The organism is Candidatus Deferrimicrobiaceae bacterium, assembly GCA_036504035.1.
Lineage (GTDB): Bacteria > Desulfobacterota > Deferrimicrobia > Deferrimicrobiales > Deferrimicrobiaceae > JANXPS01.
The window spans coordinates 259,390-285,154 of record DASXVV010000013.1; the positions used below are offsets into that span (position 1 = coordinate 259,390).

Below are 25,765 nucleotides of genomic sequence, written 5' to 3' on the forward strand. Positions count from 1 at the left end.
AAAACGGATACAATGTAGTTTCACCGATCTCTTCCCGGAGCGTGGATGCAACGATCCGTATTTTATAGCGTTGTCGGCCTGGCCCTGCTCGTCACCGCGACGGGGGCAGCCTTGTCGGTCACTCGATACCTTTCCGCCCGCCTCTACGTCCCGCCGCGAGGCGGGATCTCCCGGTCCGCGACCGTGTCCGAGCGGGTCGAGGCCGTCGCACCGCCCGATAAATGGACCAACGTCTTCTCCCCTTCCGCCGGGATGGGCGTCCCGGTCAAGGCAGGCCCTGCAACCGAAGCCAAGGACACTCCCAAGATCGTCTACGCGCTGATCGGGACGATCGCCTCCTCGAACCCCGACGCATCCCGTGCCATCCTCTGGGCCGAGGGGATGAAGGAACCGCGCCTCTTCCACTTGAAGCAGGTCGTCGAGCCCGGCGTGACGCTCGTCCGGATCGACCGCGACGCGGCGTGGTTGCTCCGGGGAAAGGTGCGCGAGAAGCTCGAGCTGCTGCCCGTCGGCTCCAAGGTCCGAATCGCGGCGCCTCCCGCGGCGCCCGGTGGCGCGGCGGGCCCGGCCATCGCCGGCGGCACGCCCCCGGCTGCTTCCGGCGGTACCGACCTCCGGGTCAACAAGATCGGCGAAAATACCTATTCCATGGACGAGGCGAGCCTGACCCAGCTCACCGGAAACTTCAACCAGTTCATGACCCAGGTCCGGCTGATCCCCTATTTCGAGGGGAACAAGAATTCCGGATACCGGCTCGCCGCCATCCGGCCGGGGACCGCCTTCGAAAAGATGGGATTCGTGGGCGGCGACGTCATCCAGGCGGTCAACAACATCGAACTGACCAGCCCCGAACGCATGTTCACCATTTTCCAGAACCTGAAAGACGAAAAGCGTGTTTCCGTCAATGTCCTCCGGCAGGGTCAGAAGACGACGCTCACCTACGAAATAAGATGACCTGGAGCCCCTCGATGAAGAAAATCCTGATCCTGCTCGCCGCGCTGGCATTGCTCCCGGTCACAGGCGATGCGCTTGCGCTCGAGGAGCACCCCGACACCCACGTCGTCGCAAAGGGTGAATCGCTCGTTCGCATCCTCCGGGCGCGGGGCGTCTCCGAGAGAGAGATGCCCAGATACTTCGGGGCGGTCAAGGCGATCAATCCCGACCTGAAGAGCATCGACCATCTCGTTCCGGGCCGCACGGTCAACCTCCCGACCCTGGCATATTTCCAGCCCGCCTCGACGGGATCATCCGCGTCGGCCGGAAGGCTCGCACAGGCCGAACCGTCTTCAACCCTTGGCAACGCGCCAACGGCAACTCCGGCCGCGGACAATACCGCGACGCCCCCCGCGGACGCTCCAGCCGACAACAACGCAAAACCGATCGCAGTTCCCGACAATACGGCCAAGCCGGTTACCGGAGGAAACGGTGAGACGCCGACAACTGCCCAACCAAAGGCGGCAGCCTCATCCAGGAAAGCCCTCCCCCGATCCAACATCTTCCTGTCGATGGATTTCACCGACGTCGATCTGCCCGTCCTGATCAAGTTCATGAGCGAGCAGACCAAGAAGAACTTCATTTTCGACGAGCGGGTCACCGGCAAGATCACGATCATCTCCCCCCGGAAGGTCACCCTCGACGAGGCCTACGACGTGTTCATCTCCGTCCTCCAGGTCAAGGGGTTTACGACGATCGAGCAGGGGAACGCCATCAAGATCGTCCCGCTCAGCACCGCCAAGCAGGAAAACCTGCCCTACGCGAAAGATCCCGACGGCACATCCGTCTCCGAATTCGTGACACGCCTGATCCCGCTCCAGTATGTCGATTCTCCGGAGATCGTCCAGTTACTGGCCCCGCTGATGTCGAAAGACGGCCTGATCACCTCGTTTACGACTTCGAACACGCTGATTCTCATCGATTCGCGGGCGAACGTCGACCGGATCGTCCGGATCATCTCCGAGATCGACGCCGAGGGCGCAACCAGCATCCTGCGCATCATTTCCCTCAAGAACGCTTCCTGCGTCGAGATCGGGAAGACGCTCGAATCGATCTATCAGGATTCCGCCGCCGGTGCAGCCGTACAACCCGGAGCCGGGGCCCGCGCCCGCCGTCCCCGGACCGGCAAGGGGGGACATACCGGCGGCATCAAGGTCATTCCCGATCCAAGAACCAACAGCATCCTCATCCTTGCCGGCAAGGACCAGATGCCCGAGATCGAAGACCTGGTCGCAAAGCTCGACATCCCTTCCCCCGAAAACACGGGCAAGATCAACGTCTACTACCTCGAGAACGCCGATGCCGAAGAGATGGCCAAGGTGCTCTCGAACCTGGCCGACAAGAAGGCCGGCGCCGCCCCTGTCGCAACGGCCCAGGCGCCTGCCACGATCAAGAGCGTCATCACCGCCGAGCTCGAGGGCGGGGTCAAGATCACGGCCGACAAGTCCACCAATTCACTCATCATCATCGCCTCCGTCAACGACTACCAGACGCTTGTCGAGGTCATCAAGAAGCTCGACATCCGCCGCCGCCAGGTCTACGTCGAAGGCCTGATCATGGAGATCTCGCTCGACAAGGCGCGCGACCTCGGAATCGAGTACCGTGCGGCGATCCAGACCGGCGGCAACAACGGCGCGGTGATCTCCGGGACCAACTTCGACTTCGCCGGCAACGTCAACAGCCTTTTCACGGCGCTGGCCGGAGGCAATCCGCTGATGTTTTCCGGCAGCGGCCTCATCGCAGGCGGCATCGCCGGCAACGTCACCCTCCCCGACGGCAGCAAGATCCCGGCCATCACGGCCATCCTCCGCGCCGCGCAAACCAACACGAACGTGAACATCCTGTCCTCCCCCCACCTCCTGACGCTCGACAACAAGGAAGCCGAGATCATCGTGGGCGAGAACGTCCCGTTCATCACCAGCAACCTGACCAACACCGCCAACTCATCAAATTTGTCCACCAATGTGGCCAACACCATCGAACGCAAGGATGTCGGCATCACGCTTCGGCTCACGCCCCACATCCACGAAAGCGATTTCGTCAACCTCGACATCTATCAGGAGTCATCGGCCGTCAAGGGCGATTCGGTCCTCAACGTCAACCAGGTCGGCCCGACCACCACGAAACGGTCCGCCAAGACCAGCGTCATCGTCCGCAGCGGCGACACGGTCGTGCTCGGCGGGATGATGCAGGAGACGATCAGCACGGTCAAGAAACAGGTCCCCCTGCTCGGCGACATCCCGCTGCTCGGCTATCTTTTCAAATACAATTCGGTCTCCCGGAGCAAAACGAACATGCTCATCTTCCTGACGCCGAAGATCATCAAAAACCCGGCGGACATGGCCTCGATCGCCGCCGACAAGCAGAAGGCCATGGACAAGTTCATCGACCAGAACAAGGACGAGGTCGAGCGGATCATTCCCGACAAGAAGGGGTCTGCGCCCAAGTGACGCCATCTCCCGGCCCGGCGCATCTATTCGACCTTTCGAAAGTCACGCCCGAGGCGGACCTCCTGGCGCGGCTGCCGATCGCCTACGCCCGTAAATACCTGCTGCTCCCCTGTCGCGACGCCGCCGGGACGCTCTTCCTGGTGACAGGCAAACCCGAGGCGACCGAGGCGATCGACGAATTCCGCTTCCTCGCCGGGCCGATCGAGGTCGTCCCGGCCCCCGAATCTGCCGACGAAGTGCTGGCGCAAATCGACGGCACCTACGAAAAGATCCAGACCCCCGGGCAGGAGATCTCCGACGGCCTCACGGGCGATTGGGACCTCAACGTCGAATCCACCATCGAGGAAACCAAGGACCTGCTCGAGTCTCCCGACGAGGCGCCGGTCATCCGCTTCGTCAATTCCCTGCTGTTCCGTGCTATCCGCGAGCGCTCCAGCGACATCCACGTCGAGCCCTACGACCGGGAGCTGCTGGTCCGCAACCGGGTCGACGGCATCCTTCGCACGATGGTCACCGCCCCCCGCAAGTGGCACGCGCCGGTCGTTTCCCGCATCAAGGTCATCGCCGGGATGGACATCGCCGAACGCCGGCTTCCGCAGGACGGTCGCATCAAGATTCGCCTCGGCGGGAAAGAAATCGACATCCGCGCCTCGATCGTCCCGACTTCCTTCGGCGAGCGGGCGGTGCTCCGCCTTCTCGACCGGAGCAATCTCGTCCTCGGGCTCGAAGACGTCGGCCTCGACCCTTCCGACATGCAGAAGGTCTCGAAGCTCTTGACGCGGGCCAACGGCATCATCCTCGTCACCGGCCCCACGGGGTCGGGCAAGACGACCACGCTCTACGGCGTTCTCCGGCGTCTCGATTCCGCGACGCGCAACATCATCACCATCGAGGACCCCGTCGAGTACCAGATCCAGGGGATCGGCCAGATCCAGGTCAATCCCAAGATCCAGCTCACATTCGCCAACGGACTTCGGTCGATCCTTCGCCAGGACCCCGATGTCATCATGGTCGGCGAGATCCGCGATGCCGAAACCGCCGAGATCGCCATCCAGGCATCCCTGACCGGCCATCTGGTGCTGTCGACGCTCCACACCAATGATTCCGCCAGCGCCGTCACACGCCTGGTCGACATGGGCATCGAGCCGTTCCTGGTCGCCTCCTCCCTTTCCGCCGTCATCGCCCAAAGACTGGTTCGACGCCTTTGCCCGCAATGCAGCAAGCCCTATTCGCCTACACCGGCGGAATGGAGCAAGCTGGGGCTTTCCGGATCGCCGACCGGAGAGTTCCGCGCGCCCGTCGGCTGCGACGCCTGCCTGGGCTCGGGGTACACCGGCCGGATCGGCCTGTTCGAGATCCTGATCGCCGATGATCCGGTCCGGAACCTTGTATTGACCCGTTCCGATGCCGACGGGATCCGCAACTTCGCCGTTTCCCGGGGGATGCGAACCATCCTTGCCGCAGGCGCCGAAAAAGTTATGTCCGGGCGTACCTCGGTCGAAGAGGTATTGCGCGTGACCCAGGAACAATAAAATCGTCGTGGCCACCTTCCATTACAAAGGCGTCGGCCGCGACGGGACCAAGCTGTCCGGCGAAATCGATGCCGATTCCGTGGCCGCGGCACGTCGAAAGCTGCACACCGACGGCGTCTTCCCCCTCGAACTCGATGAAAAAAAGCCGTCCCGCTCCTTCTTTTCCGGCGCAGGCCTCCTGTCGCGCCAGGACATCCTCCCGCTGGCAACGCGTCAGATCGCCACTTTGATCGATGCCGGCGTCCCGATCGTCAAGGCCCTCCAGTCCCTTTGCGGCCAGGTCGAGGATCCCGGCTTCCGCGGGGTGCTCATCGACATCCAGGAAGCCGTCCGGGCCGGCATGCCGTTCGCCCGCGCGATAGAAACGCACCCCGCCGTATTTCCCGAGATCTACGTCAGCATGGTCCGGGCAGGCGAGGAAAGCGGGCATCTCCCGCTCGCCCTTTCGAGGCTGGCCGACCACCTCGAGCTCCAGGCGCGCACCCGCAGCCGCGTCCGTTCCGCGCTGGCGTATCCCATCCTGATGGGAGTCGTCGGGGTTCTCGTGGTCTCGTTCCTCTTGACCTTCGTCGTCCCGAAGATCGTCGGCATCTTCTCGCACCTGGGCGCGGCGCTTCCCCTTCCCACTAAGATGCTGCTCGCAGTGACCGGCGTCCTCTCCTCCGCCTGGTGGGCCATCCTGATCGTCATCTTCCTGGCGGTCGCGGTCTTCCGGCGCTATGTGGCGACGCCCCCGGGCCGCCTCGTCCGGGATGGTCTGCTGCTCCGGCTCCCGCTCTTCGGCCGGATCAACCATCTCGCCGCCCTGTCCCGTTTTTCCCGCACCCTCTCCACCCTGATCGCGGGGGGGATCCCTGTCGATCGGGCACTCCGGATCGTGGCGCCGGTCGTCGGGAATGCCGTGATGTCCACGCACATCGAATCCGCCGCTACACGCGTCGTCGAAGGCTTCTCGCTGTCCGAGGCGCTGAAGACCTTCGGCGAAATCCCCGAAACGCTCATCCAGATGGTCTCGGTAGGCGAGGAAAGCGGAAAACTCGATTTCATCCTCGAGAAAATGAGCGACTCGCTCGATGGCGAGCTCGATGCCCGAATGACCCGCCTGCTCTCGCTTCTCGAACCCGCTATCATCCTGGCGATGGGGCTCACGGTGGGCTTCATCGTCATCGCCATCCTGCTTCCGCTTCTCGAAATCTCAAACATCGTCCGTTGAGGAGGACTACCCGAATGAAAACGCACGAAACCCGTTTCCGCGACCGCCGCGGTTTTACGCTGATCGAGATCATGGTCGTCGTCGTCATCCTCGGGCTGCTCGCCGCACTCGTCGTGCCCAAGCTGATCGGCCGCACCGAGGAGGCCAAGCGAACCCAGTCGGCGGTTCAGATGAAGAACCTCGAGCAGGCGCTCGAGCTGTTCAAGCTCGACAACGGCTTCTATCCCACTACCGACCAGGGGCTGCAGGCGCTGGTCACGATCCCGGAAGCCGGCCGCATCCCGAAAAACTTCCGCAAGGGTGGATACCTCGACCGCGTCCCCAAGGATCCGTGGAACAACGATTACATTTACGTCTCTCCGGGAACGCACGGCGAATTCGACATCACGTCCTACGGGGCCGATGGCGTTCCTGGGGGCGAGAACGAGGATGCCGACATCAATTCCTGGGATGTCAAGAAATAGCCGCCGCCCGGCCGGCTTCACGCTGGTCGAGCTTTCGATCGTCCTGTTCCTCCTGGGACTGATCCTCTGGATCGCCGCCCCCCGGCTTGCCGCAATCGGCGGAGACAGCCGCGAGGCGGCGATCCGAAAGTTTTCGGCCAATTCCGAGGCGGCATTCGACGGGGCGCTGTTCGAGAAAAAGGAGTGGCGCCTTCAGATCGATCCGGGATCCTCCAGCTACCGCTTCTATTCCCCGAGCAGCCTTCATGATTCGCCGGAAGACCGCCACGACTTCGGCAACAACGTCACGATCACGGGCATCACCATCGAAGGCGACGACCGGCGTCTGGATGCCGTCTCCGAAGTCCGGTACCTGCCGGGCGGTCGACTGGCCGACCTCCTGATCCGCCTCAAGGATGCGAGCAATGCGGCGCCTATTGCCTGGACGCTCCACCTGGACCCCGTCACCGGATCCGTCGACGTCATCGAAGGGAACCTCCAGAAAGATGCGTAACAGGAAAGGGTTCACGCTGCTCGAGATCCTCGTGGCGCTGGCGATCCTGTCAGGAACCCTCGTCGTCGCATTCCGGATCTCCTCCGACGGGATTGCCATGCAGGCGCGTTCCGAAGGCTGGCTCAAGGCCACGCTCCTCGGGGAGGCCGAGATCCGGAAATCGCTGACGACATTCCCCGGGACGGGAGAATCGGAGGGGAAGTTCGACGCTCCCGACGACCGCTATCGTTGGCAGCTGAACGTCACCCAGGCGCTCCACGAAGATGCCCGCGAGGTCCATCTCACGGTGGTCTGGACCGAAAACGGCACGGACGAGCGGATCCTCCTTTCGGGGCTAGCGGTCCGATGAAACGCTTTTTCCGAGACCTCCGCGGCTTCACCCTTATCGAGATCCTCATGGCGCTGGCGATCTTTTCCGCCCTTCTCGTTTTGCTGCTCGCCGCCTTCACCGGCGCCGCACGGACGCGTGAACTTCTTTCAGAGCGTTATTCCAAGTCCAGGCAGCTCGCAATGGCGCTCGACCGCATCGGCGGAGATTTCGCCGGAGCCGTTTCTTCTGTTTCGCTACCGGACACGCAGATGATGGCGCATGAAGACACATTTTCAGGCCAGCCCGGAGGCGCGCTGACACTGATGGCTTTCTCGCCCGCGTCCGAATCCGACGATCGCTTGTCGAGCGGCCTCGTCAAAATCCGCTATTACCCGAAAGTCGCGGTAGAGGCCGGCTACCTCGACCTCTACCGAGAGCAATCCGACCTTGCTTTGATCGAAAACCGCCTGCCCACGCGCGAGTCGCGCATCGCCCGCCGGATCAAGGGAGTCCGGTTCGAGCTTTTCGACGGGACGACATGGCAAAAGGATTGGTCTTCCTCCGAGAAGAAAGGCTTGCTCCCGAAAAGGATCGCCGTCACGCTCATCGACGAAAACGGGGAATCGCTCCGCCGCGAGGTCCCGCTGGCGCTTTCCGGTCGCGAATCCCAGGCCCTGTTCTCCGGAAACAGGACGAAACCATGAGTGCTGGTCGACGATTGCGCTCCCGCTCCGGGATCGCGCTGCTCATCACGCTCCTGACGCTGGTGCTGATCGTGACGATCGTGTTCGAGATTTTCCGGGTCTCGATGCGCTCCGCCCAAAGCAGCGCGTTCGCCCGCGATTCGATCCGTGCCTCCCTTTTGGCGGAGGCCGGCACCCAGGCAGCGATCATCGCGCTGCGAGAAGACGCAAGGAACAATTCCTTCGATACGCTCGACGAGATATGGTCGCGGGCCTCACCGCCCATCGACCTGGGCCCCGGGCTCGTGACGGTCACCATCGTGGACCAGGAACGCAAGATCAACCTGAACGACCTCATCGGCCCCAAAGGGACTGTCGGGGCTCAGGATAAACAGGTTGCGGTTTTCAGGAAGCTTCTCGAAAATCTGGCCCTCGACCCGACGATCGCCGATTCCATCGTCGATTGGCTGGACGCCGACGATTCGACGCGAGCCGGAGGCGCTGAAAGCAGCTATTACCAATCTCTGAAAAACCCCTACAAGGCCAAAAACGACTTGTTCGATACGGTGGAAGAGTTGCGACTCGTTCGCGGGGTCACCCCCGAAGTCTACCGGAAGCTGGAGCCCTTCGTCTGCGTCTCGGCGCAGGGGAGCCGCATCAACCTCAACACCGCCCCGAAGGAGATCCTCATGTCGCTCTCGGCCGACGAGGATGAACGCAACGGTGGCACTTTGGACGCCGTCATGGCCGACCGTCTCATCCAGTACCGCCGCGACACGCCTTTCCGCCTGGGGGACCCATCCTCCCTGAAGGCCGATACCGAAAAGGCGAGCCCCGCACTCGGGAACCTATTCCGGAGCACGCAAATCACCGCCCTGCTCGACGTCAGGTCGAGTACTTTCCTGGTGCGGTCCGAAGGGGAGGTCAACGGGATCCGCCGGACGTTCGAAGCGATCGGGACAAGGACGGGAAATGCGATACAATGGCGCTATCTTCGGCTCGAATGAGCCATCCTCGACCATCACACCCCAAGGGGGAAGCATGTTCCGTACGATTCGTGCGTTTGCACTGGCCTTCGCGATCCTCGCGCTGACGACCGCCGCCTGCCTCGCGGAATTTTCCGTTCCTGTCAATTCGACCGGCGGCGTCTTCGACCAACCCTCCAGCGTGGCGAACGGAACCACGGTCCATGTGGCCTTCATCGGGCCTTCGGGAACACCCGGCGCCTTCAGCCTTTACTACGCCTCGATCAACGGGGCGAGCGATTTCACGAGCAACCTGTTGACCCGCACGACCGCTGGGTTCGTCGTGACCCCCTCCGTCGCGATCCTCGACAACGGCTATACCGACGTGCGTCATCCGAAGATCGCGCTCCTGAGCGCCGATCGGGTCGTCATCCTGTTTCAGGCGAAGAGCGTCTCGCCTCCGGGCGACGTCCGACTGTTCATCGCCCAACTGACGCTGTCCAATAACGCCATTGTTTCCACGACCGTCCGCGAAGCCCAGGGAATCCCGGCAGGTGACGTCCAGGACATCTCTTTCGGAATCGTTGCTGCCGACAACACGGCCCGGGCCGCATTCTCCCAACGTGCATCCGGTGCTGCCGGCGGCCTCTTCGACGTCTGGTACGCTCGCATCTCCCTCGACAACGATGCCGTCGTCCGCCCGCCGCTTCAGCTTTCGACCTTCACCGACAGCAACGGGGCGCAACCGATCCCGAACCTGAAGCTCGACTCGCAGAACCGTTCCCATATCGTCTGGGCCGCCGGAGGTCCGACGCTCGACAATTCCAGTTCGATCTACTACGCGATGGTCAAGGAATTCGTCGACCCTTCCCGCGGCAACCCCGACAACGCCGCGATCGGCGCCACGGGCGTCATCGATCGAATTGGCCACTGGGCGCATCCCCAGATGCTCGTGTCCCCCAATCCGACCACCCAGGTCTATTACGTCGTGGCAGTCGATGAGTCCGTCGCGGGGAGGGCAGGCAACCTGGCCTGGGTCACGCTCAACCCCGACGCCGCCCCTCAGGACAACAACGCGGTCCTGCTCGGCACGAACAACCTTTTCCTGCTGACCCCCCCCGGCGAAGCGATTCTGTCGTCGTCCTTCGATCTTTATCGGCCTGAAGCCCACCTCGACCTCGGGAATCGCATCCACTTCACCGGGTACGGCGACCCGCATTCCGCACCGATTTACATGGCCGTCGGTACGACGACGTCTTACCCCTACTTCAGTTTCCTGACACCCCCCACTTCGATCGGCCACGGTTCCAATGCCGCGTCTTATGCGCTCGATAACGACTACTCCAAGGCCGCGTTCTCGTTCATCGGCGGAAAAGCCGTCATCTTCTGGTCCGGAACCGACAACACCAATGCCTCCAACCGCAACCTGATGGTCACGGGCTTGCCCACGATCAACGAGTTTGTCCTGTTCAAGGAAAAGGGATGCTCGACGGCCCCCGGAGGGCAGGCTACTCTTCCGGATGCCCTGGCGGGAATCCTCATGCTGGGTGTTCCTCTTGCCGCCCTGAAATTACGGTCGATCCTCCGGAAACGAGGCCGAGTTGCCGCTTGAACGCCTGATCCAGAGCCGGTGGGCGCCCCCGCTGGCCGGGGCGTTCCTTTTTCTGGCCGTTTTCCTGGCGGTCTTCTGCCTGACGCTGCCGAAGGAGGCGATTCTCGGCCTGGTTTCCCAGCGGCTCGCCAAAAAGGCGATTCGCCTCGAGGCGCAGGACGCGCGGCTCCTGTTCCCGATCGGCGTCGAATTCGACAACGCGACGTTCATGATCCCGACCATGCCCGACGGGTTCTCCCTGTCCAACGCCTACATCAAGGTCGACCTTCTTTGGCTGTTCCGCGGCCTCCCCATCCATCTCCGCGCCTCGCGGGGAAACGGGTTTCTCGATGCCCGGATTTCCGGCCCATCGTTGGGCAGGGGCCGTCTGAGTGCCGCCAACCTGGCCTCCGACGAACTGCCCGGAATCCTGCCCGGAAACGGTCTCGGCCTTAATATCGAGCGTTCCGAATTTTCTTGGAGCACGCCTTCGCCAGGTCATGCCTCCGGAAGCGGACAGTCGCAATTCTCCAGCATCAAATTCCCGATCCCAGCCCCGGATTCACCGGTCCGTGAAGCGCTGATCCGCAACGCCCGGATGGAATACACATTGCTGGGGAACGCCATCCACGTCTCTTCCCTTCGGGGCGAATACGAGGGGTCTCCGGTCGAAGGCTCCGGGGAGATCACCAATATCGGATCCCCTGCACGTTCCGCCATCACGTTTCTCCTTATGGTCCGTAATCCCTACGAGGGAAAGGTCGCCTCGATATTCAACCTCGTGTCCAAAAACGCCAAGAATGTTAATCTAAGAATCTATGGCCCGCTGCTCTCGCCCGCCGGCGAATTCCGGTTTTTCTAGAGCTGCATCTTGAAGCGAATCGGCATATCCATCTCCCGCGACCGCCTGGCCGCATTCGGCTGGGAGAAGACGCTCTTCGCGGGGAAACCGCTCTGCACCTGCGAAGTCGCCTGCTCCGAACCCTATGGCACGCTCGACGACATCCACGGGCTTTCGAAGCGGATCCGCGAGTTCCTCGGGACCCCATCCCTCCCCCCGGCCGTGCTGTCGCTGCCGCCGTCCGAGTTTCACGTCCGCATGCTCGACCTGCCTGTCCCCGACCTCAAGAGCGCCCGCATCATCCACGGTGCCGAGATCGAAGGCAGCCTTCCGTTCGAGGGTGAGGAGATCGTCTCGGACCTGCTTTCGTCCGCTTCTCCTGAAGCCCAGGGCGGTCGCTACATTGCATTTGTCGTTCGTCGCTCCACGGTCACCCGGTTCGTCGACCTGTTCTCCGAGGCCGGGTTCCGGATCGAATCCGTCGTGACCGACCCGGTATCCCTTCTGTGTGCCGCCTCCGTCGCACAGCCCGATCCCGTCTTCAACCTTGTCTCACTCGAAACGGAAGTGATCTGCCTGTCCGCCGACGACGGGATGATTCGCCATACTCGTCTCTATCCTGCCTCGATCGTCGATACGCCCGATCTGCTCGAAACCGAGGTGCGGTCCTTTCTGGGCTCGGAGGAACAGCGTCTCCTGATCGCAGGTCCGCTGCCGGCCGGCCTCGCAGGCGCATCGGCGTCCAGGATCATCCCGCCGGGCGAATTCACGAACCCTTCCGTCACCGCATGGGGAGCGGCGCTTTTTCCCTTTGCCGACAAGATCATGCACGGCTTTTCCCTGCACAATCCCTCCGGCATCGAAGAGAGCGCCGATCGGCTTGGCAAGCGACTCCGGATCGCGATTATCGCCTCCGCCATCGCCGTCCTGTCCGGGCTCGTGGCGCTGGAAACGGCCCGCTGGGCCGCGGCCCGGCAAGTGGCTGCCGTCCGACAGCAGCTTCGGGCGGAATTCAGCGCTGCAGTTCCAACCGCCAAGGTCGTCGTCCGGGAAACCGCACAGATTCGGGAGAAAATCGCCGCCCTGCAACGGGAACGCAATGAACTTGGTCTCGATCTTCCGCGCATCACGCCCCTCCTGGGCCGGATCTCTGCCGCGCTGCCCGCCAACAAGTCGCTTTCGGTCAAGGAAATCTCGGTCGATGGCGCTCGGGTCCGTGTGGCCGGCGAAGCTGCCGGCAGCAACGTCGTCGAAGTCTACCGGACCGCGATTTCTTCCGCGTTCGGCAAATCCTACGATGTCACCGTCCAGGAATCCCGCGGCAGCGCCAAAGGCGACACCGTCACGTTCGCGATCCTGATCGAGCAAAGGAAGCCCGGCCGTGCCTCTTAACCGAGAGCAGCAGATCCTGGCGGCGGGCGGAGTGGCCGCGGCGCTGATTTTCCTCGTCTCGTTCCTCGTCATCCCCGATGTCGGCAAGATCCGGGTTCAGGGGCGGGTCCGAGTCCAGGCCGAAAAAGACCTGGCCGAGCTGCGTGCCGCCATTCCCGAGCTCCGGCGTCTGGAAGCCGGTGTCCGGATCAGGGAAGACCAGGTCAGGGCCGGCCGCGCCGCACAGGATTCCCCGTTGTCGCGCCTCACCGCTCGCCTTCAGGAAACCGGCCTGCCCCAATCGGCTTTCAGCATCAAATCGACCGGCGTCAAGGATGGGGAATATTTCAAGGAAGAATCGTTCGACATCAAGATCGAAAACCGCAGCTACCTCGAGCTGGTCCGCCTCCTCGAGAAGATCGAGGAAGGTTCGCTGCCTGTCGTCGTGCGCTCGGCCAATTACAAGAGCCGCTACGAAAGCAGCAGCGCGATCGATGCCAATCTCCGGGTCGGATATCTTCTCCCGCGTTAAACGCGCAGCATCCGGGCTCCTAGTGCTGCTGTTGCTTGCATTTTCGGTTTCCGGTTGCCCGGGAGACGCGACGCTCCTGAAACTGCCCCCGTCACTCGAACGCCAGCTCACCGACCGCGGCGATCCGATACTCAAGAACGCCCTGTTGGCCAATTCTCCCCTTCCCTTTGCGGTTATCGTCCGGTTCCGGACCCCGGTCTTTCCGGAGCAGGCCGAGATGCTGTCCGACGCCGGGATTCCCCCGGTCGAGACCGTCGGCAAGACCGCGCTGATCGTGGCGACCGCCCGGGAGATATCGAGTCTCATTGAATCACCCGCCGTCGAGAAGATCCGCTACCTGGGGAGTCAGGCGTCGCTGGCACGCCTCCATCCGACGCTCGAGATCGGATTGATCCGAATATTCGAGGAGGGGCGCGAGAAGGATCCGATCGATCTGCTGATTCGCTTTCGCTCCCCGCCCGATGCTCGTGAAGAACGACTTTTGACCGCCGCCCGGTTCGCCATCGTCACCCGCGCAGGCATCATCTGGACCGTCCGCGGGGCAACGCTTGATCTGCCGGCGCTCCTGACGATCGATGAAATCATTTATTACGAAGCGGCATCCAAGACTCGGGTGATGTAAAACTGAAGGGCATCGGTATGCGAATCCGGATCCAAGCGATATTCGAAAGATCTCTTTTATTGGGCGGGATCGCCCTGATCGGCCTTGCATCGCTCTCCGGCGTCACGGTCGACCCGTTCCGGGGCAAGATCCACCCCGTCCTGATGCAGGCGATCGAAGACACCTCGAAGGGAATTCCCGGTGTGCAGGGGATTCTTTCGTTGTTCACAGGCCCCCCCACCCGCACCCTGTTGATCCGCACGACCGGCGATCCTTCCTTGTCAAAGAAAATGGCCGATCTCGGAGCCGAAACGGTCGAGGTCACGCAAGGATTTATAGTCGGCCGGATGCCGGTAGAAGTCGTCCGCTATATCTCGAACTGGCCTTCCGTGACCTACATGGAACCGTCCAGGCAGCTTCGGAAGATGCTCGACCTCAGTCGTCCCGCCGTTCTGGCCGACGTCGTCCAGAGCGGGACCGGGGCTGGCCTGCAGGGAGTCCCCTACACCGGCATCGGGTCCTTGGTCGGGATCGTCGATACGGGCCTCTCGGCATCGCATCGCGACTTCTATGACAATGGCAGTCTGTCGTCGCCCCGGGTCACCTGGTTCGGCTTTGCGGGAGCCTCCGCCGCCGGCATCGATTCGGGGGGGCACGGGACGCACGTTTCAGGAATCGCGGCTGGCAACGGCTTTTCCTCGCGCGGGACTTACACCGGCATGGCGCCCGGCGCCCGGATGCTCTTCTACCAGACAAGCTTCTTCGATACCGATATCCTCGCCGGTCTCGACAAGATATTTACGACCGCGGGTAATGCTCCGGTTTCGGTCAATTTGAGTCTCGGTGGGGCGACAGGTCCGCACGACGGGACCAGCCTGTTCGAATCCGCCGTCAATAATTTCGCGACAGGTATTGCCGGAAGCAAGCGTATCCTTGCTGTCGCCGCCGGGAATGAAGGGGACCTGAAGGAACATTTCCACGGCGTGGTTACGACGCTCGGCGGGTCAACGACCTTTTCCGTGATGGTCCCGGTGCCCAGTACAGGTTCCCCCGGGCCGGAACCAATCGACCTTTGGGCAGCGGGGACAAACCTTCCGGGGCGGCAGAATGAATACGACGAATATACGGTTTCCGTTACCGGTCCCGGGTTCACGCTGACGACTCTCTCCGGTCAAACCGCCATTTCGGCAGGATTCCTGGCCGTTTCGAACCGCGTCGACACGTCCGTGCCCAACGGCGCCACCCACATCACGATCACGCCGACGAACGCCCTCGTGCTTGGCACCTTGTCCATCACCTTGACGCGAACCCGCGCCGGGGGAAACGGCGTGATCGACGGCTATATCGATATCGATCCCAACCAGGCTTCCGCCTTCAGCGCGGGATTTTCTCCAGCTACGACCGAAGGGAAGATCATCGAGCCCGCCAACGGGGACAACGTAGTCTCCGTTGCGGCATGGGTCACCAGGAATACCCCGGACAACTGGGGTGCGGTCGGATCCATCGCCGCTTTCAGCAGCAGCGGGCCCACCCGCGACGGCCGCCAGAAGCCGGATATCGCAGCCCCGGGCGCCAACATCTATTCCGCACGGTCCCGCGATGCCAATTTCCTTCCGTCCGAAATCGTGACGTCCAACGACAACTACGCCATCATGTCGGGCACCAGCATGGCGACGCCGCACGTCACAGGGATCGCCGCCCTGATCTGGCAGTCGAACGCGTCCCTGACCGGCGCCCAGATGCGCGAGCGGATCCGTCGTGAATCCGACGGCGTCGGAACCGTCCCGAACACGGCCTGGGGGTACGGCAAAGTGAACGCCCTGAAGGCGATCACCGCCACCGTCGCGGCCATTTCCGCTCCTTCATCCGTTCCGACGCTGTCATCGGTCACGGTCGACGGCTCGAACAGTTCGGCGGCCTTCTTCGGTAATGCGCTCGCATACAATTGGTCGCTGCTCTCCAAACCCGCCGGCTCCGGAGCCACGCTCGGCGGGTCCGGCGTGTCGGCCGCGTTTACCCCCGACATCCCGGGCGATTACCGCGTGTCGCTGACGGCAGCGCAAGCCGTGCCCGCGGGTACCGCCCCCGCGACGATAACGGCGACCATCCACGCCAACCGGCTTCCAACGCCCCCGGCGATCTCCGGCCCGGCCTCGTCCGACAACGCCACCCCGGTTCCCTTTTCGGCCGTTTCGTCCGATCCGGACGGCCTCCCGCTCACATGGAACTGGATGCTCGTTTCGAAACCTTCCGGTAGCGTGGCCTCGATCGTCGGTTCCGGAGCCAATGCGAACCTGATCCCCGACTTGCCGGGGACTTACGTCGTCGGCGTCCGGTCCAACGACGGGACCGACAACAGTTTCCTCGCCGTCGCCACCTATCAGCTCGTCGCCCCGGGAACGCCTCTTACGCCCCCGACGGCGTCCGGCTCCTCCCACGGCGGCTGCTCGATCGGTTCCGCCACGGCATCCGCCGAATCGCCAGATTTCTCATGGCTACTCGCCGGATCGTTGATTCTGATCCGGGTCATGAAGCGGCATCACTCTTGCTGATTCCCCTCCAAATCCTGTTTCGCGGAGGACCACATGATCCCGGCTGAGCACCCGGCCAAGCTTTCCGTCTCGATCTCCAGCGGCATGACCGTCGAAATTCGCCTCGGCGTACGGGAGGTCAGGATCGGCCGCGGTCCCGAAGCCGACCTCCAGCTTCCGGATCCGTCCGTTTCCCGGCTGCACGCCCGCATCTTCCGGGTCGGCGAGCAATATTTCCTGTCAGACGCGAGCCGGAACGGCACCTTTCTGGACAATGCCCGGATCACCCAGATCCCGCTCGAGTCCGGGCAGGTCTTCCGGATCGGTCCCTACCAGATTCATTTCATCAACACCAACGCCGCGCGCTGTTCCGAAGCCCTCCCGACTCTGGTCAATGGATATTCGCCTGCTATCGCGCCTTTCGCCCGCCCCAAACGGGCGGCACCGTCGCCAACTTCCGTTCACCCCCTGGGTATCGTGGGGAAAAGCATCGGTGTGCAACGCCTGCTACAGAACATCCGCAAGGTGGCCCTATCCGATTTTCCGATCCTGGTCGAAGGGGAAACCGGTTGCGGGAAAGAGCTCGTTTCCCGGGGGATCCACGACCTTTCTTCCCGCAGCAGCCGTCCCTTCGTCGTCGTCAACTGCGGTGCGATCTCGGCCGACCTGATCGAGAGCGAGCTTTTCGGACACGAGAAAGGCTCCTTCACGGGAGCGACCTCCCAACGCAAGGGCGCCTTCGAGATCGCCGATTCCGGCACCATCTTCCTCGACGAGATCGGCGAGCTCCCCCTTTCCCTGCAGCCGAAGTTGCTCCGGGTTCTCGAACAGAAGGAATTCAAACGGGTCGGCGGAAACGATTCGATCCTCACCGATGTCCGGATCCTCGCAGCCACGAACCGGAATCTCAAGGAAGAGATTCGGTTGAAAACCTTTCGTGATGACCTTTACTTCCGCGTAGGCTCTATCACGCTGACCATCCCGCCGCTGCGGGACCGCAGCGAGGATGTGCCGCTGGTCGCACGTCATTTTCTCGAATCGATGTCCCCCAGCGACAAACGCCCGGTCCCCTCCTTGTCCGATGACGCGGCCGCGTTCCTGTCGCTGCAGGAATGGCCCGGAAATGTCCGTGAGCTGCGCAACGCCATCCAAAGGGCAGTCGTCATGTCCGAGCACACCGCGTTGCTGGCCGAAGACTTCGCTTTTCTTGCTCCTTCGGGTTCTATCGATCCGGGAGAGGCGGCCGATCCGTCGCTTTCGCGTTGGGAGCAGTCCGAGAAGAGCAGCCTGCAGGCCGAGCTGATCCGCCAGCAGTGGAACAAAACCGCAACGGCCCGATCCTTGGGAATCGCCAAATCGACCCTGTTCGAAAAGCTCAAGCGGTACGCGATCCGGACCCCCGGGCCGGACTGATTTCCGGACGATCAGTCCGATTATCGGTCCATTTTCGTCCTCTCCCTGAATTCATCTCCGACTCATCATTCCTTATCCCCCCATGGGAACAGGCTTTTCCAGACCCAGCCCCCGTACTTCCCCCCCCGGAACGCCTCTTGCTCCTTTCGGTGCTATCCAATCCGAAGGGAGTCACAGCAAATGTCCACAAAAAGCCGACTTCAAAATCGCAATGGTCAGGGGCTGACCGAGTACATCATCATCGTTGCACTCGTGGCGATCGCCGCCATCGGAATCGTCAATATCTTCGGGAACCAGCTCCGTAACCAGTTCGCCACCATCATCACCGCGATGTCCGGAAGCTCCCAGGCCAAGGTCGAATCCCTTTCCTCCGAAGCGCAAAAAGAATCCAACAAGAAATCACTTTCCGACTATGCGGGCTCCAAATAACCAGGGGGGTGCAATCGTGGAGTTCCTGATTGCCGGTCCTGTTTTCCTGATCCTGGTGTTTACGATCGTTCAGCTTGCTTTCCTGTTGTCGGGAAAGGGCGCGGTCGACACCGCAGCGCATTTCGCCGCCAGGAAGTTCGCCGTGTCGGCCCGCAATGATTTTCGAAAGGCCAAGGCGGCTGCGCTCGCCGAAGCGTCCACGCTTTGTCGAAATCGCATCGGGGGAACATACACCAACCTTACGATGACGACGCTGGATTTTTATAATTCGGCCGGTAAACGGGGCGAGGGGCCGGTATTTGCCGGCGATGCTTACCAGGTCACCCTTTCCCATTGGGTAGAGCTGGTCGTCCCTTGGGCAAATCGCATCCTTTTCGGAATCGTGCCTGGCAAGAAAGTGCGCCTCGGTGATCGATATTTTCTCATTCTCGATTCTTCCCGCATGGTCACAGTCGAATGAGATCTATCTCGTTCTTCTCCAGGCAAGTTGCGTCAGCCGCCCGAGGCGAACACGGGCAGGCGATTCCTCTCTTCCTGGTGACCGTCGTGCTCCTGCTTTCGCTGATCTATACCGCCGTTTACCTTTCCCACCAGGGAGTATTGATGGTCTCGTCCGCCAATGCCATCGACTCGGTTGCCATTTCGGCGGCCACCTGGGAATCGCGCAGCCTAAACCTCATCGCGGCCCTCAACGAGGGGGTCTATCAATGCATCCGGCTCATCCGATGGGTGTGCGCAATCTGGGCGGTGGCGGCTCTCGCCGCAGCGACCGGTTACGGCCTGCCGTTTTTCTCGACCTACTCCGACTACGCACGTGGGATCATCCGAAACCTCTGGAATCGGGCACGGGAGCTCTCCGAATGGGCCGATCGCGTCAAGGAGATCACCCCTTCCCTCGTGGCCGTGGAAACCGTATCCCTATCCTCTAAATTAAACGTCGCAGGGATGTTGTCTCCGTCAAATCCAGGTGGCCCGCATGACGGAGCCGACACGCTTGAGCTCCACCTGAAAAAAGGCGAACCGATCGGATTGTCCGAGGCCCTCGGCCCCATTCTCTCGATCCTGAACTCCGGTCTCGGGAAAGCGGTTAAATCCATCCTGAACCCGATCCTCGCCGGCCTCCTGGGGGGGTCTCCTGAGCCGATTCGGTTGCTGGTCCCTGAAAACGATTTCCCCGACCGTCAATTCGTACGTTTCGGTGGATACCGGATCGAAGAAGGGCTCGACCTCCCATTCATCGGGACCTTCGGTCGACGCCGATATGCGTACGTCTCCTATGCGCAGCCTTACGGAGGGGGGGCCACCCAGATGACCTGGAAATCGCGGCTCTTTGAAAAAGAGGATCGACCGGAATGAAACGGTGTCGGTCCAATACCGGATTTGCCCTCCTGGAGACCGCCCTGATGCTTCCGCTCCTTTCGGTCATGTTGATCGGGATCTATGCTTTCGGAAACACTTTGACGGTTCTTTCGATGGCGGAGTCCGAATCCCACGCGGAAACGCTCCGTGTCGCAAGAAAGCAGACATCGTCGGCAACGAGATGGAACGACCTTTTCCCGGCCGGGGAGAAAGGGTTGGAGTCCCATTCGTCCGAAGGATCGGGAGCAAGGATTCTCCCTTCTCCGTTACCGACCCTCGCGGCTCGGGCTAAAGTTACCGTCTCGATCGACCGAGATTGGGACATCTGGACCCGATCGTATTTAGGGATCAAATCCCAAAAGCTTGGCCGGAATGCAGAATTATCCGGCGATTGCTGGGACGCCGGAACCGCCTCCGGGATAAAAGTCCGAGCCGTGGTCAGCGCCCTCGCGGTTTCCGGAGCACTCTGATGCGTCGCCTCCTCTGCGCACTCATCATCGGATGCGTTGGTTTTACATTCTGGTCCGCCCGTCCTGCAAGCGGCCAATGGTTCCATCCTTTGACGAAGGGAAGGTATTCGATCCAGCTGGATGACCGATTGTTCCTGGGGGTCCCTGACAAGGCTGACAACATCTCGCTTCTGAAACAAGCCCGCGGGATGGCCCGTTCCGATTCTCTCCTCTATCGGACGGTATCCGGTGCAGCGGAGCACGGAATGACCCGTCTCCCATCCGTTTTAAAAAGACAACGAACCCTCCGATTCGAATCCGCCGACGGAGATAAGGAAATATGCATCGGGCGAATCAATCGGGTCTTCCACCCCGAAGGTTTATTCCTGGAAAAAGAATGGAAGTACGTTTCTGCCGGGAGCAAACGAAAAACCGGAGTAGCCATAAGCACTTCGAAAGGAGGAAAGACAATTGTCCTTATCGACCAGGATCGCGGATCGTTTCTCTCGATTGCGATACAAGCCCAATGACTGGTCCAGATGGATGCCGCTCCTGTCCGGGGTGGTCTTGACTGCCGCGGCAATCATGATGGCCAGGTCGCGCATCGAGGCGGCGAAGATCGATCTCATCGACAAGGCACGGCCGGTTGATATCGTGGTGGCTGCCAAGCCAATTCATGATGGCGACGCCTTTACCGCCTCGAATATCGCAAGAAAGTCGATCCCCGTTTCCGGTACGGGAAAAAGAAACATCCCCGCCTCCGAGTTCAACCTGCTCTTGAATGCAAAGAGCAAGGGTGAGATCGAACCAGGTGAACCGATCCTCTGGACGGATGTCGACGAGCCTTTCGAAACCGAGGGCTTCTCCCTCTCCATTTCACGGGGCAAAAGGGCCATAACGCTCGAAGCCGACATCACCGCTTCATTTGCCGGTTTGCTTCGAACCGGCGATCACGTCGATATCCTTTGCAAGCCGTCAAACGAATGGATTCGCGATATTCCAGTGCTCGCAATCAACCCCCAGTACAACCGATCGGGGGCTCGCGAGCAGGAAGAGGTCGCGACCGTCACATTGTCGGTGACCCGAGATGAGGGTGCTCGCCTGTCCGGCGGATCGCGCGATGGAAAGCTACTCTGGTTTCTCCGGAATCCGAACGACAACCTGGCCGCCCCGGTGTGCAAGATATCGCGGAATCATCCAAAAGCGGTTGAAGTCTGGAAAGGGGGCATTCCCGAGTCGAACGGCGTGCCGATCGCGTGGGGAAAATGAGAAGTGGCCTAACCATAAGAATTCTGACTTTTGTTTTGGCCCTGATCACTTGCGGCGTGGAGACTGCGTTCTCCAGCGATGAAATCGTCCGACTCCAAGCTGGCTTCCAGAGAGTGTTCGATCACGTCGGAGTTACACGGATCTCCGTCGGCAATCCTGAACTACTCGAAGCCCGTCCGTTCCCGGGCGGAAAGGGGGTTCTCGTAGTCGCGAAAAAGGAAGGGGAAACAGACCTCGTCGTATGGGACAAGAACGGGAAAACCGAGCGAATGATCGAGATCTATTCCTCGGGGGGCAGCAACTTGTCCGAGGCAGAGGCATTCGCCAGGAATTTCCCCGGGATTCGGGTCGACCGAACCGGAAAGACGATCCTTTTCAAGGGAAATGTCGCCACGGCAGAGGACAAAAAGCTGATCGAATCGTATGCAGCAGGCCATCCGGGCGTACTTGCCGGCATCGTCCTCCCAGAAGACGGAAAGCGTCTGCTCTCTTATGACCTCAAAATCATCGAACTCAGCAAGGGAGCGGCCACCCAGATCGGAGTTCGATTCCCGGATGCGCTCATGGCGAGCGCTTCCTGGGCCAATAGCCCCGGTGGCCTGTTTACCGTCGGCTCCCAATTCGAAACGCGACTGAACATGCTCATGGCGGACGGAAAGGCGCGCATCCTTGCCAATCCTCGCCTTGTTTGTGAAAGCGGATCCTCCGCCGATTTCCTTGCCGGGGGCGAGATACCGATCGTGTTGATCACTACGAAGACCCGAACCGTCGAATGGAAGAACTACGGCATCATCCTGAAGCTGTCTCCTGTTCTGAAGGCTGACAACTCAATCTCGACGCACGTGACCGTCGAGATCAGTACGATCGATCACGGAAGCGGCTCCTCCGACGTTCCCGCTTTCCTGACGCGTCGCGTCACGACTGTGTTTTCAACCCCGGCCGGCACGACTGTCATGCTTTCCGGACTCGTAAAAAGCGAAACAGCCAAGGACGTGGCGCGCGTGCCGTTGCTCGGCCAAATCCCGATCCTCGGCGAGTTATTCAAATCCCGAAGCTTCCGGGACAACCAGACCGAACTGGCCATCTTCATCACGCCCTCTGATCTAACCATCCATGAAGGTGACAAGTTGTCGGATTGGGAAAAGAAGTCCTCCAGCATGGACGAATCCTTGAACTACCGATTGATCGACTGAGGGGGCCATCATGATTCCAGACTTGATCACAACCTTGCACGCCCGGGCGATCGAACATCTCGATTTGAGAAACACAGGGAATATCGACGGCGATGCTGGAAGATGGCGCGAGATAGCTGTCCGCTTTCTCGATCGTGAAATGGAGGAAATGGGTATTCCCGAGTCCGACCAGTTTCTCGTTCGAACCGTGATCATCGACGAGATGTTCTCTTATGGGCCAATCACTCCCCTTTTGCGGGACCCGGACGTATCCGAGGTTATGGTCGTCGGCAAAGATCTTGTCTATTTCGAAAAAAACGGAATCATCCAGCAATCCACCGTCAAGTTTTCGAGCGATAATTCTCTCCGAGCGGCGATCGACCGTATCATTACATCGGTGAATCGCCGACTCGACGAATCGAACCCGTTTGCCGACGCGCGCCTCCCGGATGGGTCCCGCGTCAACGCCATCATCCCGCCGGTATCGCTGTCCGGCCCCTGTCTTACGATCAGAAAATTCCGTCCAACACCCTACTCAATGCCTGAACTTGTTTCCATCGGCGCCCTGTCTCACGAGGCCGCGGTGTTCCTTGAATCCGCCGTGACGGGCCGGATGAACATCATCATTTCGGGCGGAACCGGATCCGGCAAGACGACCATGCTCAATGCCCTCAGCCAGTTTATTCCGGATTCCGAGCGGGTCATCACGATCGAGGATGCGGCTGAAATCCGCCTGGTCAAGCCCCACGTTGTCCGCCTCGAGTCGAGGCCGCCCAACGTCGAGGGGAAAGGCGAAGTCACCATACGCGATCTCGTCCGGAACTCTCTTCGAATGCGGCCCGACCGGATCATCGTTGGGGAGTGCCGGGGAGCCGAAGCGCTCGACATGCTCCAGGCGATGAACACCGGCCACGACGGATCCATCACGACCGGGCATGCGAATACGCCTCGAGACATGCTCAGACGCCTGGAGACTATGGTGCTTGTCGGGGGAATCGATATCCCGATTCGCGCCATTCGGGAACAGATCGCCTCGGCCATCGAACTGATCGTCCATGTTTCACGTCTCGGAAACGGCAAAAGGGCGATAACCTCCATCACCGAAATCGCCGGTATAGGAGATAACCAGATTCTCCTGCAGGATATCTTCCAGCGAGACGCCAAAGGCAAAAGGGACGAAGATCCCCCACTCCTGCGAACCGGTATTCGATCAAAAATCGAATCCGGCGACGACGGAGGTTGGTGATGGGACCGATCGAATGGGTGTTCTTCGGAGCGGGGGCAATTTCCCTCGCGGTATTTTCAATCTCGACACTATATCCATATACCGTTGAGCGCATCGAGGAAGTGGCCGAACGACGGTCCAACCATCTTAAAAACGACTTCCTGCATTTATCGACCCGACGGGTCATCTTGGTATTCCTGATCCTGGGGGTCATCGCAGGCGCCGTTTTGTTTTGGGTTGCGCAAAATATCTGGTGGTCCTTGCTTGCCTCCGCATTGCCCGTTTTTCTTTCCGGGTTGGCCGTCCGCCGCTACCGTCGACGAAGGTGCCAAAAGGTCGTCTCCCAGTTGCCGACCTTGTTGGACACGATCTCCGGATATATCAAGGCCGGTCACAGCTTTCCGGAGGCGCTATCCCATGCAATCCCGCTTCTTCCCCGCGGTATCCGGGAAGATGTTGCATGGCTTTCCCGCATGAATCGCCTCGGCACGCCTCTTCCCGAGGCTTTTCTCGCCTGGGAGCGAAATAATCCTTCCCCTGAAATGACGTTGGTCGCCCGCCCCATGCGAGTCGCCCTTTCCTCCGGGGGGAATGTGACCACCCTCCTGGAAAGGATCCGGAATGTGCTGCGGTCGCGACAACGGCAACAAGACAAGATGCGCAGCATGACCGCCCAGGCCCGGCTCCAGGCGTTGGTGCTGACCATGCTGCCTCCGATCTTTCTCCTTGTCCTGACGAAAATGGATCCCGGATTCTGGCGCGCGATCACCACCACTCCCGTTGGCCGAACGATCCTTGTCCTGGCGACAACTTTACAGTTCCTGGGCTGGGTGTTCATTCGAAAGATGCTGGCGGTCAAACCATGAAGTCGCTAGAACCGATCCTGATCGCGGTCCTGTTTTTTTCCGGGATCTGCTTTCTCGCGTGGTTCTGGTCCCGGCTAGATGCCGGACCGACCTTGAGGCGCCTGAAGGAACGCTACGTTATTATCCACAAAGAAATCACCAACAAGATGATTGTATCCGGCATGATCGCGATTCCCGGCATCCGGCTTGTCGACCCGGTCAAAAGCTGGCTCTGTGCCGAGGTGGCGTCCATTTGTGTCGCTACCGCGCAGATCGCATATTCTCCCCGATCGCCCGGGTATCTCCTTGCCATCGCTCCACTCAGTTTGTTCTTCGGAGCATCTACCCTCCTGATTTCCCTAAAAAGCGAGTCTTCCGGGATCATCTCCACTTTCCAGCAGGACTTGCCCTTGGCTTCTTTCCTGATGTCGCTTTTGATCGAATCCGGCATGGGAGCCTCATCGGCGATGCAGGAGACCGTGGGTGCCCTGCCGCCTCGCTCCTGCGCGAGCGAACTGCGGGAAATGTTGCGAGGGCGGGAACTAGGGGTTCCAAAACATGAGATGTTCGAAGGATCGCGAGTTAGGGTTCCCCTCGACGACTATCGGGCATTTCTTAACCTGATCGAGCAAGGGGAACGGCTGGGGATCGGATTGTCGCAGGGGTTGAATGAGCTGTCCGGTCGCATCCTCGAGTCACAGGCGCATCGGGCTGAAATGCTGGCGCAGCAGGCCGCGGTCAAGATGTTGCTTCCGCTGGTGCTGTTCATCTTTCCCGCGGTATTCCTGATCGTCTTGTCGCCTGTGATCCTGAATCTTTGCGGTATGGCGGGGTGGTGAATGAATTATCTTCCGAAGATCGTCTTGGGGGTGGTTTGCTTGTCCCTTGTCTTGGGACTCTCCCTTTCCGAAGCCGGGACCCGACGGAAATCAATCGATCACGAGCGGTCCATCCGGCTATCGCTTCGCATCGCAGAAGCGCGACGAGATGACCGGAAGAGCCGTTACTATCGGAGTCTCGCCCGCCGCGAGAGA

25 protein-coding genes are annotated in these 25,765 nt (G+C 60.9%); all 25 read left to right on the forward strand.

Going from position 1 to position 25,765, the window contains the following annotated elements; translation table 11 throughout:
- Positions 1-45: 45 nt before the first annotated feature.
- The 25 genes from gspC (at position 46) to VGK27_12475 (ending at position 25,570) form a co-directional block, all read left to right on the forward strand.
- Positions 46-954: a type II secretion system protein GspC gene (gene gspC, locus VGK27_12355; protein HEY3490895.1), complete on the forward strand. Its 909-nt coding sequence runs from the start codon at positions 46-48 to the stop codon at positions 952-954.
- A gap of 14 nt (positions 955-968) precedes the next feature.
- Positions 969-3,443 (forward strand): type II secretion system secretin GspD, encoded by a 2,475-nt coding sequence (gspD, locus tag VGK27_12360; protein HEY3490896.1) that lies wholly within the window; start codon positions 969-971, stop codon positions 3,441-3,443.
- On the forward strand, positions 3,440-4,975 hold the full coding sequence (gene gspE, locus VGK27_12365) for a type II secretion system ATPase GspE (protein HEY3490897.1): 1,536 nt from the start codon (positions 3,440-3,442) through the stop codon (positions 4,973-4,975). The genes gspD and gspE overlap by 4 nt, the downstream gene beginning before the upstream one ends.
- 7 nt (positions 4,976-4,982) lie before the next feature.
- Positions 4,983-6,188 carry a type II secretion system F family protein gene (locus VGK27_12370; GenBank protein ID HEY3490898.1) on the forward strand — a complete coding sequence of 402 codons (1,206 nt, stop codon included), beginning with the start codon at positions 4,983-4,985 and terminating at the stop codon, positions 6,186-6,188.
- 14 nt (positions 6,189-6,202) lie between these two features.
- Positions 6,203-6,652 carry a type II secretion system major pseudopilin GspG gene (gspG, locus tag VGK27_12375; GenBank protein HEY3490899.1) on the forward strand — a complete coding sequence of 150 codons (450 nt, stop codon included), beginning with the start codon at positions 6,203-6,205 and terminating at the stop codon, positions 6,650-6,652.
- The gene (locus VGK27_12380) at positions 6,639-7,145 is read left to right on the forward strand and encodes a prepilin-type N-terminal cleavage/methylation domain-containing protein (protein ID HEY3490900.1); all 507 of its coding nucleotides are present in this window, start codon (positions 6,639-6,641) and stop codon (positions 7,143-7,145) included. Before gspG ends, VGK27_12380 begins: the two co-directional genes overlap by 14 nt.
- Positions 7,138-7,494 carry a prepilin-type N-terminal cleavage/methylation domain-containing protein gene (locus tag VGK27_12385; GenBank protein HEY3490901.1) on the forward strand — a complete coding sequence of 119 codons (357 nt, stop codon included), beginning with the start codon at positions 7,138-7,140 and terminating at the stop codon, positions 7,492-7,494. The genes VGK27_12380 and VGK27_12385 overlap by 8 nt, the downstream gene beginning before the upstream one ends.
- Positions 7,491-8,159, forward strand: a complete 669-nt coding sequence (locus tag VGK27_12390; GenBank protein HEY3490902.1) for a type II secretion system protein GspJ — start codon at positions 7,491-7,493, stop codon at positions 8,157-8,159. Before VGK27_12385 ends, VGK27_12390 begins: the two co-directional genes overlap by 4 nt.
- The gene (gene gspK, locus VGK27_12395) at positions 8,156-9,145 is read left to right on the forward strand and encodes a type II secretion system minor pseudopilin GspK (protein HEY3490903.1); all 990 of its coding nucleotides are present in this window, start codon (positions 8,156-8,158) and stop codon (positions 9,143-9,145) included. The genes VGK27_12390 and gspK overlap by 4 nt, the downstream gene beginning before the upstream one ends.
- 34 nt (positions 9,146-9,179) lie before the next feature.
- A complete protein-coding gene (locus VGK27_12400) occupies positions 9,180-10,715 on the forward strand; it encodes a hypothetical protein (protein HEY3490904.1) in 1,536 nt (511 codons plus the stop codon).
- Positions 10,705-11,556 (forward strand): hypothetical protein, encoded by an 852-nt coding sequence (locus tag VGK27_12405; protein HEY3490905.1) that lies wholly within the window; start codon positions 10,705-10,707, stop codon positions 11,554-11,556. Before VGK27_12400 ends, VGK27_12405 begins: the two co-directional genes overlap by 11 nt.
- 9 nt (positions 11,557-11,565) lie before the next feature.
- Entirely contained in the window at positions 11,566-12,927 is a 1,362-nt protein-coding gene (locus VGK27_12410; protein HEY3490906.1) for a GspL/Epsl periplasmic domain-containing protein, read from the forward strand.
- The gene (locus VGK27_12415) at positions 12,917-13,438 is read left to right on the forward strand and encodes a hypothetical protein (protein ID HEY3490907.1); all 522 of its coding nucleotides are present in this window, start codon (positions 12,917-12,919) and stop codon (positions 13,436-13,438) included. The genes VGK27_12410 and VGK27_12415 overlap by 11 nt, the downstream gene beginning before the upstream one ends.
- Positions 13,439-13,460: 22 nt before the next feature.
- On the forward strand, positions 13,461-14,060 hold the full coding sequence (locus VGK27_12420) for a hypothetical protein (GenBank protein HEY3490908.1): 600 nt from the start codon (positions 13,461-13,463) through the stop codon (positions 14,058-14,060).
- Between the two features lie 59 nt (positions 14,061-14,119).
- Positions 14,120-16,591: a S8 family serine peptidase gene (locus VGK27_12425; protein HEY3490909.1), complete on the forward strand. Its 2,472-nt coding sequence runs from the start codon at positions 14,120-14,122 to the stop codon at positions 16,589-16,591.
- Between the two features lie 33 nt (positions 16,592-16,624).
- On the forward strand, positions 16,625-17,983 hold the full coding sequence (locus tag VGK27_12430) for a sigma 54-interacting transcriptional regulator (protein HEY3490910.1): 1,359 nt from the start codon (positions 16,625-16,627) through the stop codon (positions 17,981-17,983).
- 180 nt (positions 17,984-18,163) lie between these two features.
- Positions 18,164-18,412 (forward strand): hypothetical protein, encoded by a 249-nt coding sequence (locus VGK27_12435; GenBank protein ID HEY3490911.1) that lies wholly within the window; start codon positions 18,164-18,166, stop codon positions 18,410-18,412.
- Between the two features lie 16 nt (positions 18,413-18,428).
- Entirely contained in the window at positions 18,429-18,872 is a 444-nt protein-coding gene (locus VGK27_12440) for a TadE family protein (protein HEY3490912.1), read from the forward strand.
- The gene (locus VGK27_12445; protein ID HEY3490913.1) at positions 18,869-19,768 is read left to right on the forward strand and encodes a hypothetical protein; all 900 of its coding nucleotides are present in this window, start codon (positions 18,869-18,871) and stop codon (positions 19,766-19,768) included. Before VGK27_12440 ends, VGK27_12445 begins: the two co-directional genes overlap by 4 nt.
- A 472-nt stretch (positions 19,769-20,240) precedes the next feature.
- Positions 20,241-20,750: a hypothetical protein gene (locus VGK27_12450; GenBank protein HEY3490914.1), complete on the forward strand. Its 510-nt coding sequence runs from the start codon at positions 20,241-20,243 to the stop codon at positions 20,748-20,750.
- Positions 20,751-20,763: 13 nt separating this feature from the next.
- Entirely contained in the window at positions 20,764-21,489 is a 726-nt protein-coding gene (cpaB, locus tag VGK27_12455) for a Flp pilus assembly protein CpaB (GenBank protein ID HEY3490915.1), read from the forward strand.
- A gap of 35 nt (positions 21,490-21,524) precedes the next feature.
- Complete coding sequence (locus VGK27_12460) at positions 21,525-22,682, forward strand: pilus assembly protein N-terminal domain-containing protein (GenBank protein ID HEY3490916.1); 1,158 nt, start codon at positions 21,525-21,527, stop codon at positions 22,680-22,682.
- A gap of 10 nt (positions 22,683-22,692) precedes the next feature.
- Positions 22,693-23,907: a CpaF family protein gene (locus VGK27_12465; protein HEY3490917.1), complete on the forward strand. Its 1,215-nt coding sequence runs from the start codon at positions 22,693-22,695 to the stop codon at positions 23,905-23,907.
- Complete coding sequence (locus VGK27_12470; GenBank protein HEY3490918.1) at positions 23,907-24,752, forward strand: type II secretion system F family protein; 846 nt, start codon at positions 23,907-23,909, stop codon at positions 24,750-24,752. The genes VGK27_12465 and VGK27_12470 overlap by 1 nt, the downstream gene beginning before the upstream one ends.
- Entirely contained in the window at positions 24,749-25,570 is an 822-nt protein-coding gene (locus tag VGK27_12475; protein HEY3490919.1) for a type II secretion system F family protein, read from the forward strand. Before VGK27_12470 ends, VGK27_12475 begins: the two co-directional genes overlap by 4 nt.
- The last annotated feature ends 195 nt before the right edge of the window (positions 25,571-25,765 follow it).

Bases quoted from the DNA above. Each gene is read 5' to 3' on its own strand.
- VGK27_12380 (HEY3490900.1), top strand. From the start codon at position 6,639: ATGTCAAGAAATAGCCGCCGCCCGGCCGGCTTCACGCTGGTCGAGCTT.
- gspG (HEY3490899.1), top strand. From the start codon at position 6,203: ATGAAAACGCACGAAACCCGTTTCCGCGACCGCCGCGGTTTTACGCTG.
- VGK27_12430 (HEY3490910.1), top strand. From the start codon at position 16,625: ATGATCCCGGCTGAGCACCCGGCCAAGCTTTCCGTCTCGATCTCCAGC.
- VGK27_12400 (HEY3490904.1), top strand. From the start codon at position 9,180: ATGTTCCGTACGATTCGTGCGTTTGCACTGGCCTTCGCGATCCTCGCG.
- VGK27_12470 (HEY3490918.1), top strand. From the start codon at position 23,907: ATGGGACCGATCGAATGGGTGTTCTTCGGAGCGGGGGCAATTTCCCTC.
- cpaB (HEY3490915.1), top strand. From the start codon at position 20,764: ATGCCGCTCCTGTCCGGGGTGGTCTTGACTGCCGCGGCAATCATGATG.
- VGK27_12450 (HEY3490914.1), top strand. From the start codon at position 20,241: ATGCGTCGCCTCCTCTGCGCACTCATCATCGGATGCGTTGGTTTTACA.
- VGK27_12390 (HEY3490902.1), top strand. From the start codon at position 7,491: ATGAAACGCTTTTTCCGAGACCTCCGCGGCTTCACCCTTATCGAGATC.
- VGK27_12435 (HEY3490911.1), top strand. From the start codon at position 18,164: ATGTCCACAAAAAGCCGACTTCAAAATCGCAATGGTCAGGGGCTGACC.
- gspD (HEY3490896.1), top strand. From the start codon at position 969: ATGAAGAAAATCCTGATCCTGCTCGCCGCGCTGGCATTGCTCCCGGTC.
- VGK27_12465 (HEY3490917.1), top strand. From the start codon at position 22,693: ATGATTCCAGACTTGATCACAACCTTGCACGCCCGGGCGATCGAACAT.
- VGK27_12475 (HEY3490919.1), top strand. From the start codon at position 24,749: ATGAAGTCGCTAGAACCGATCCTGATCGCGGTCCTGTTTTTTTCCGGG.
- gspC (HEY3490895.1), top strand. From the start codon at position 46: ATGCAACGATCCGTATTTTATAGCGTTGTCGGCCTGGCCCTGCTCGTC.
- VGK27_12385 (HEY3490901.1), top strand. From the start codon at position 7,138: ATGCGTAACAGGAAAGGGTTCACGCTGCTCGAGATCCTCGTGGCGCTG.
- VGK27_12445 (HEY3490913.1), top strand. From the start codon at position 18,869: ATGAGATCTATCTCGTTCTTCTCCAGGCAAGTTGCGTCAGCCGCCCGA.
- gspK (HEY3490903.1), top strand. From the start codon at position 8,156: ATGAGTGCTGGTCGACGATTGCGCTCCCGCTCCGGGATCGCGCTGCTC.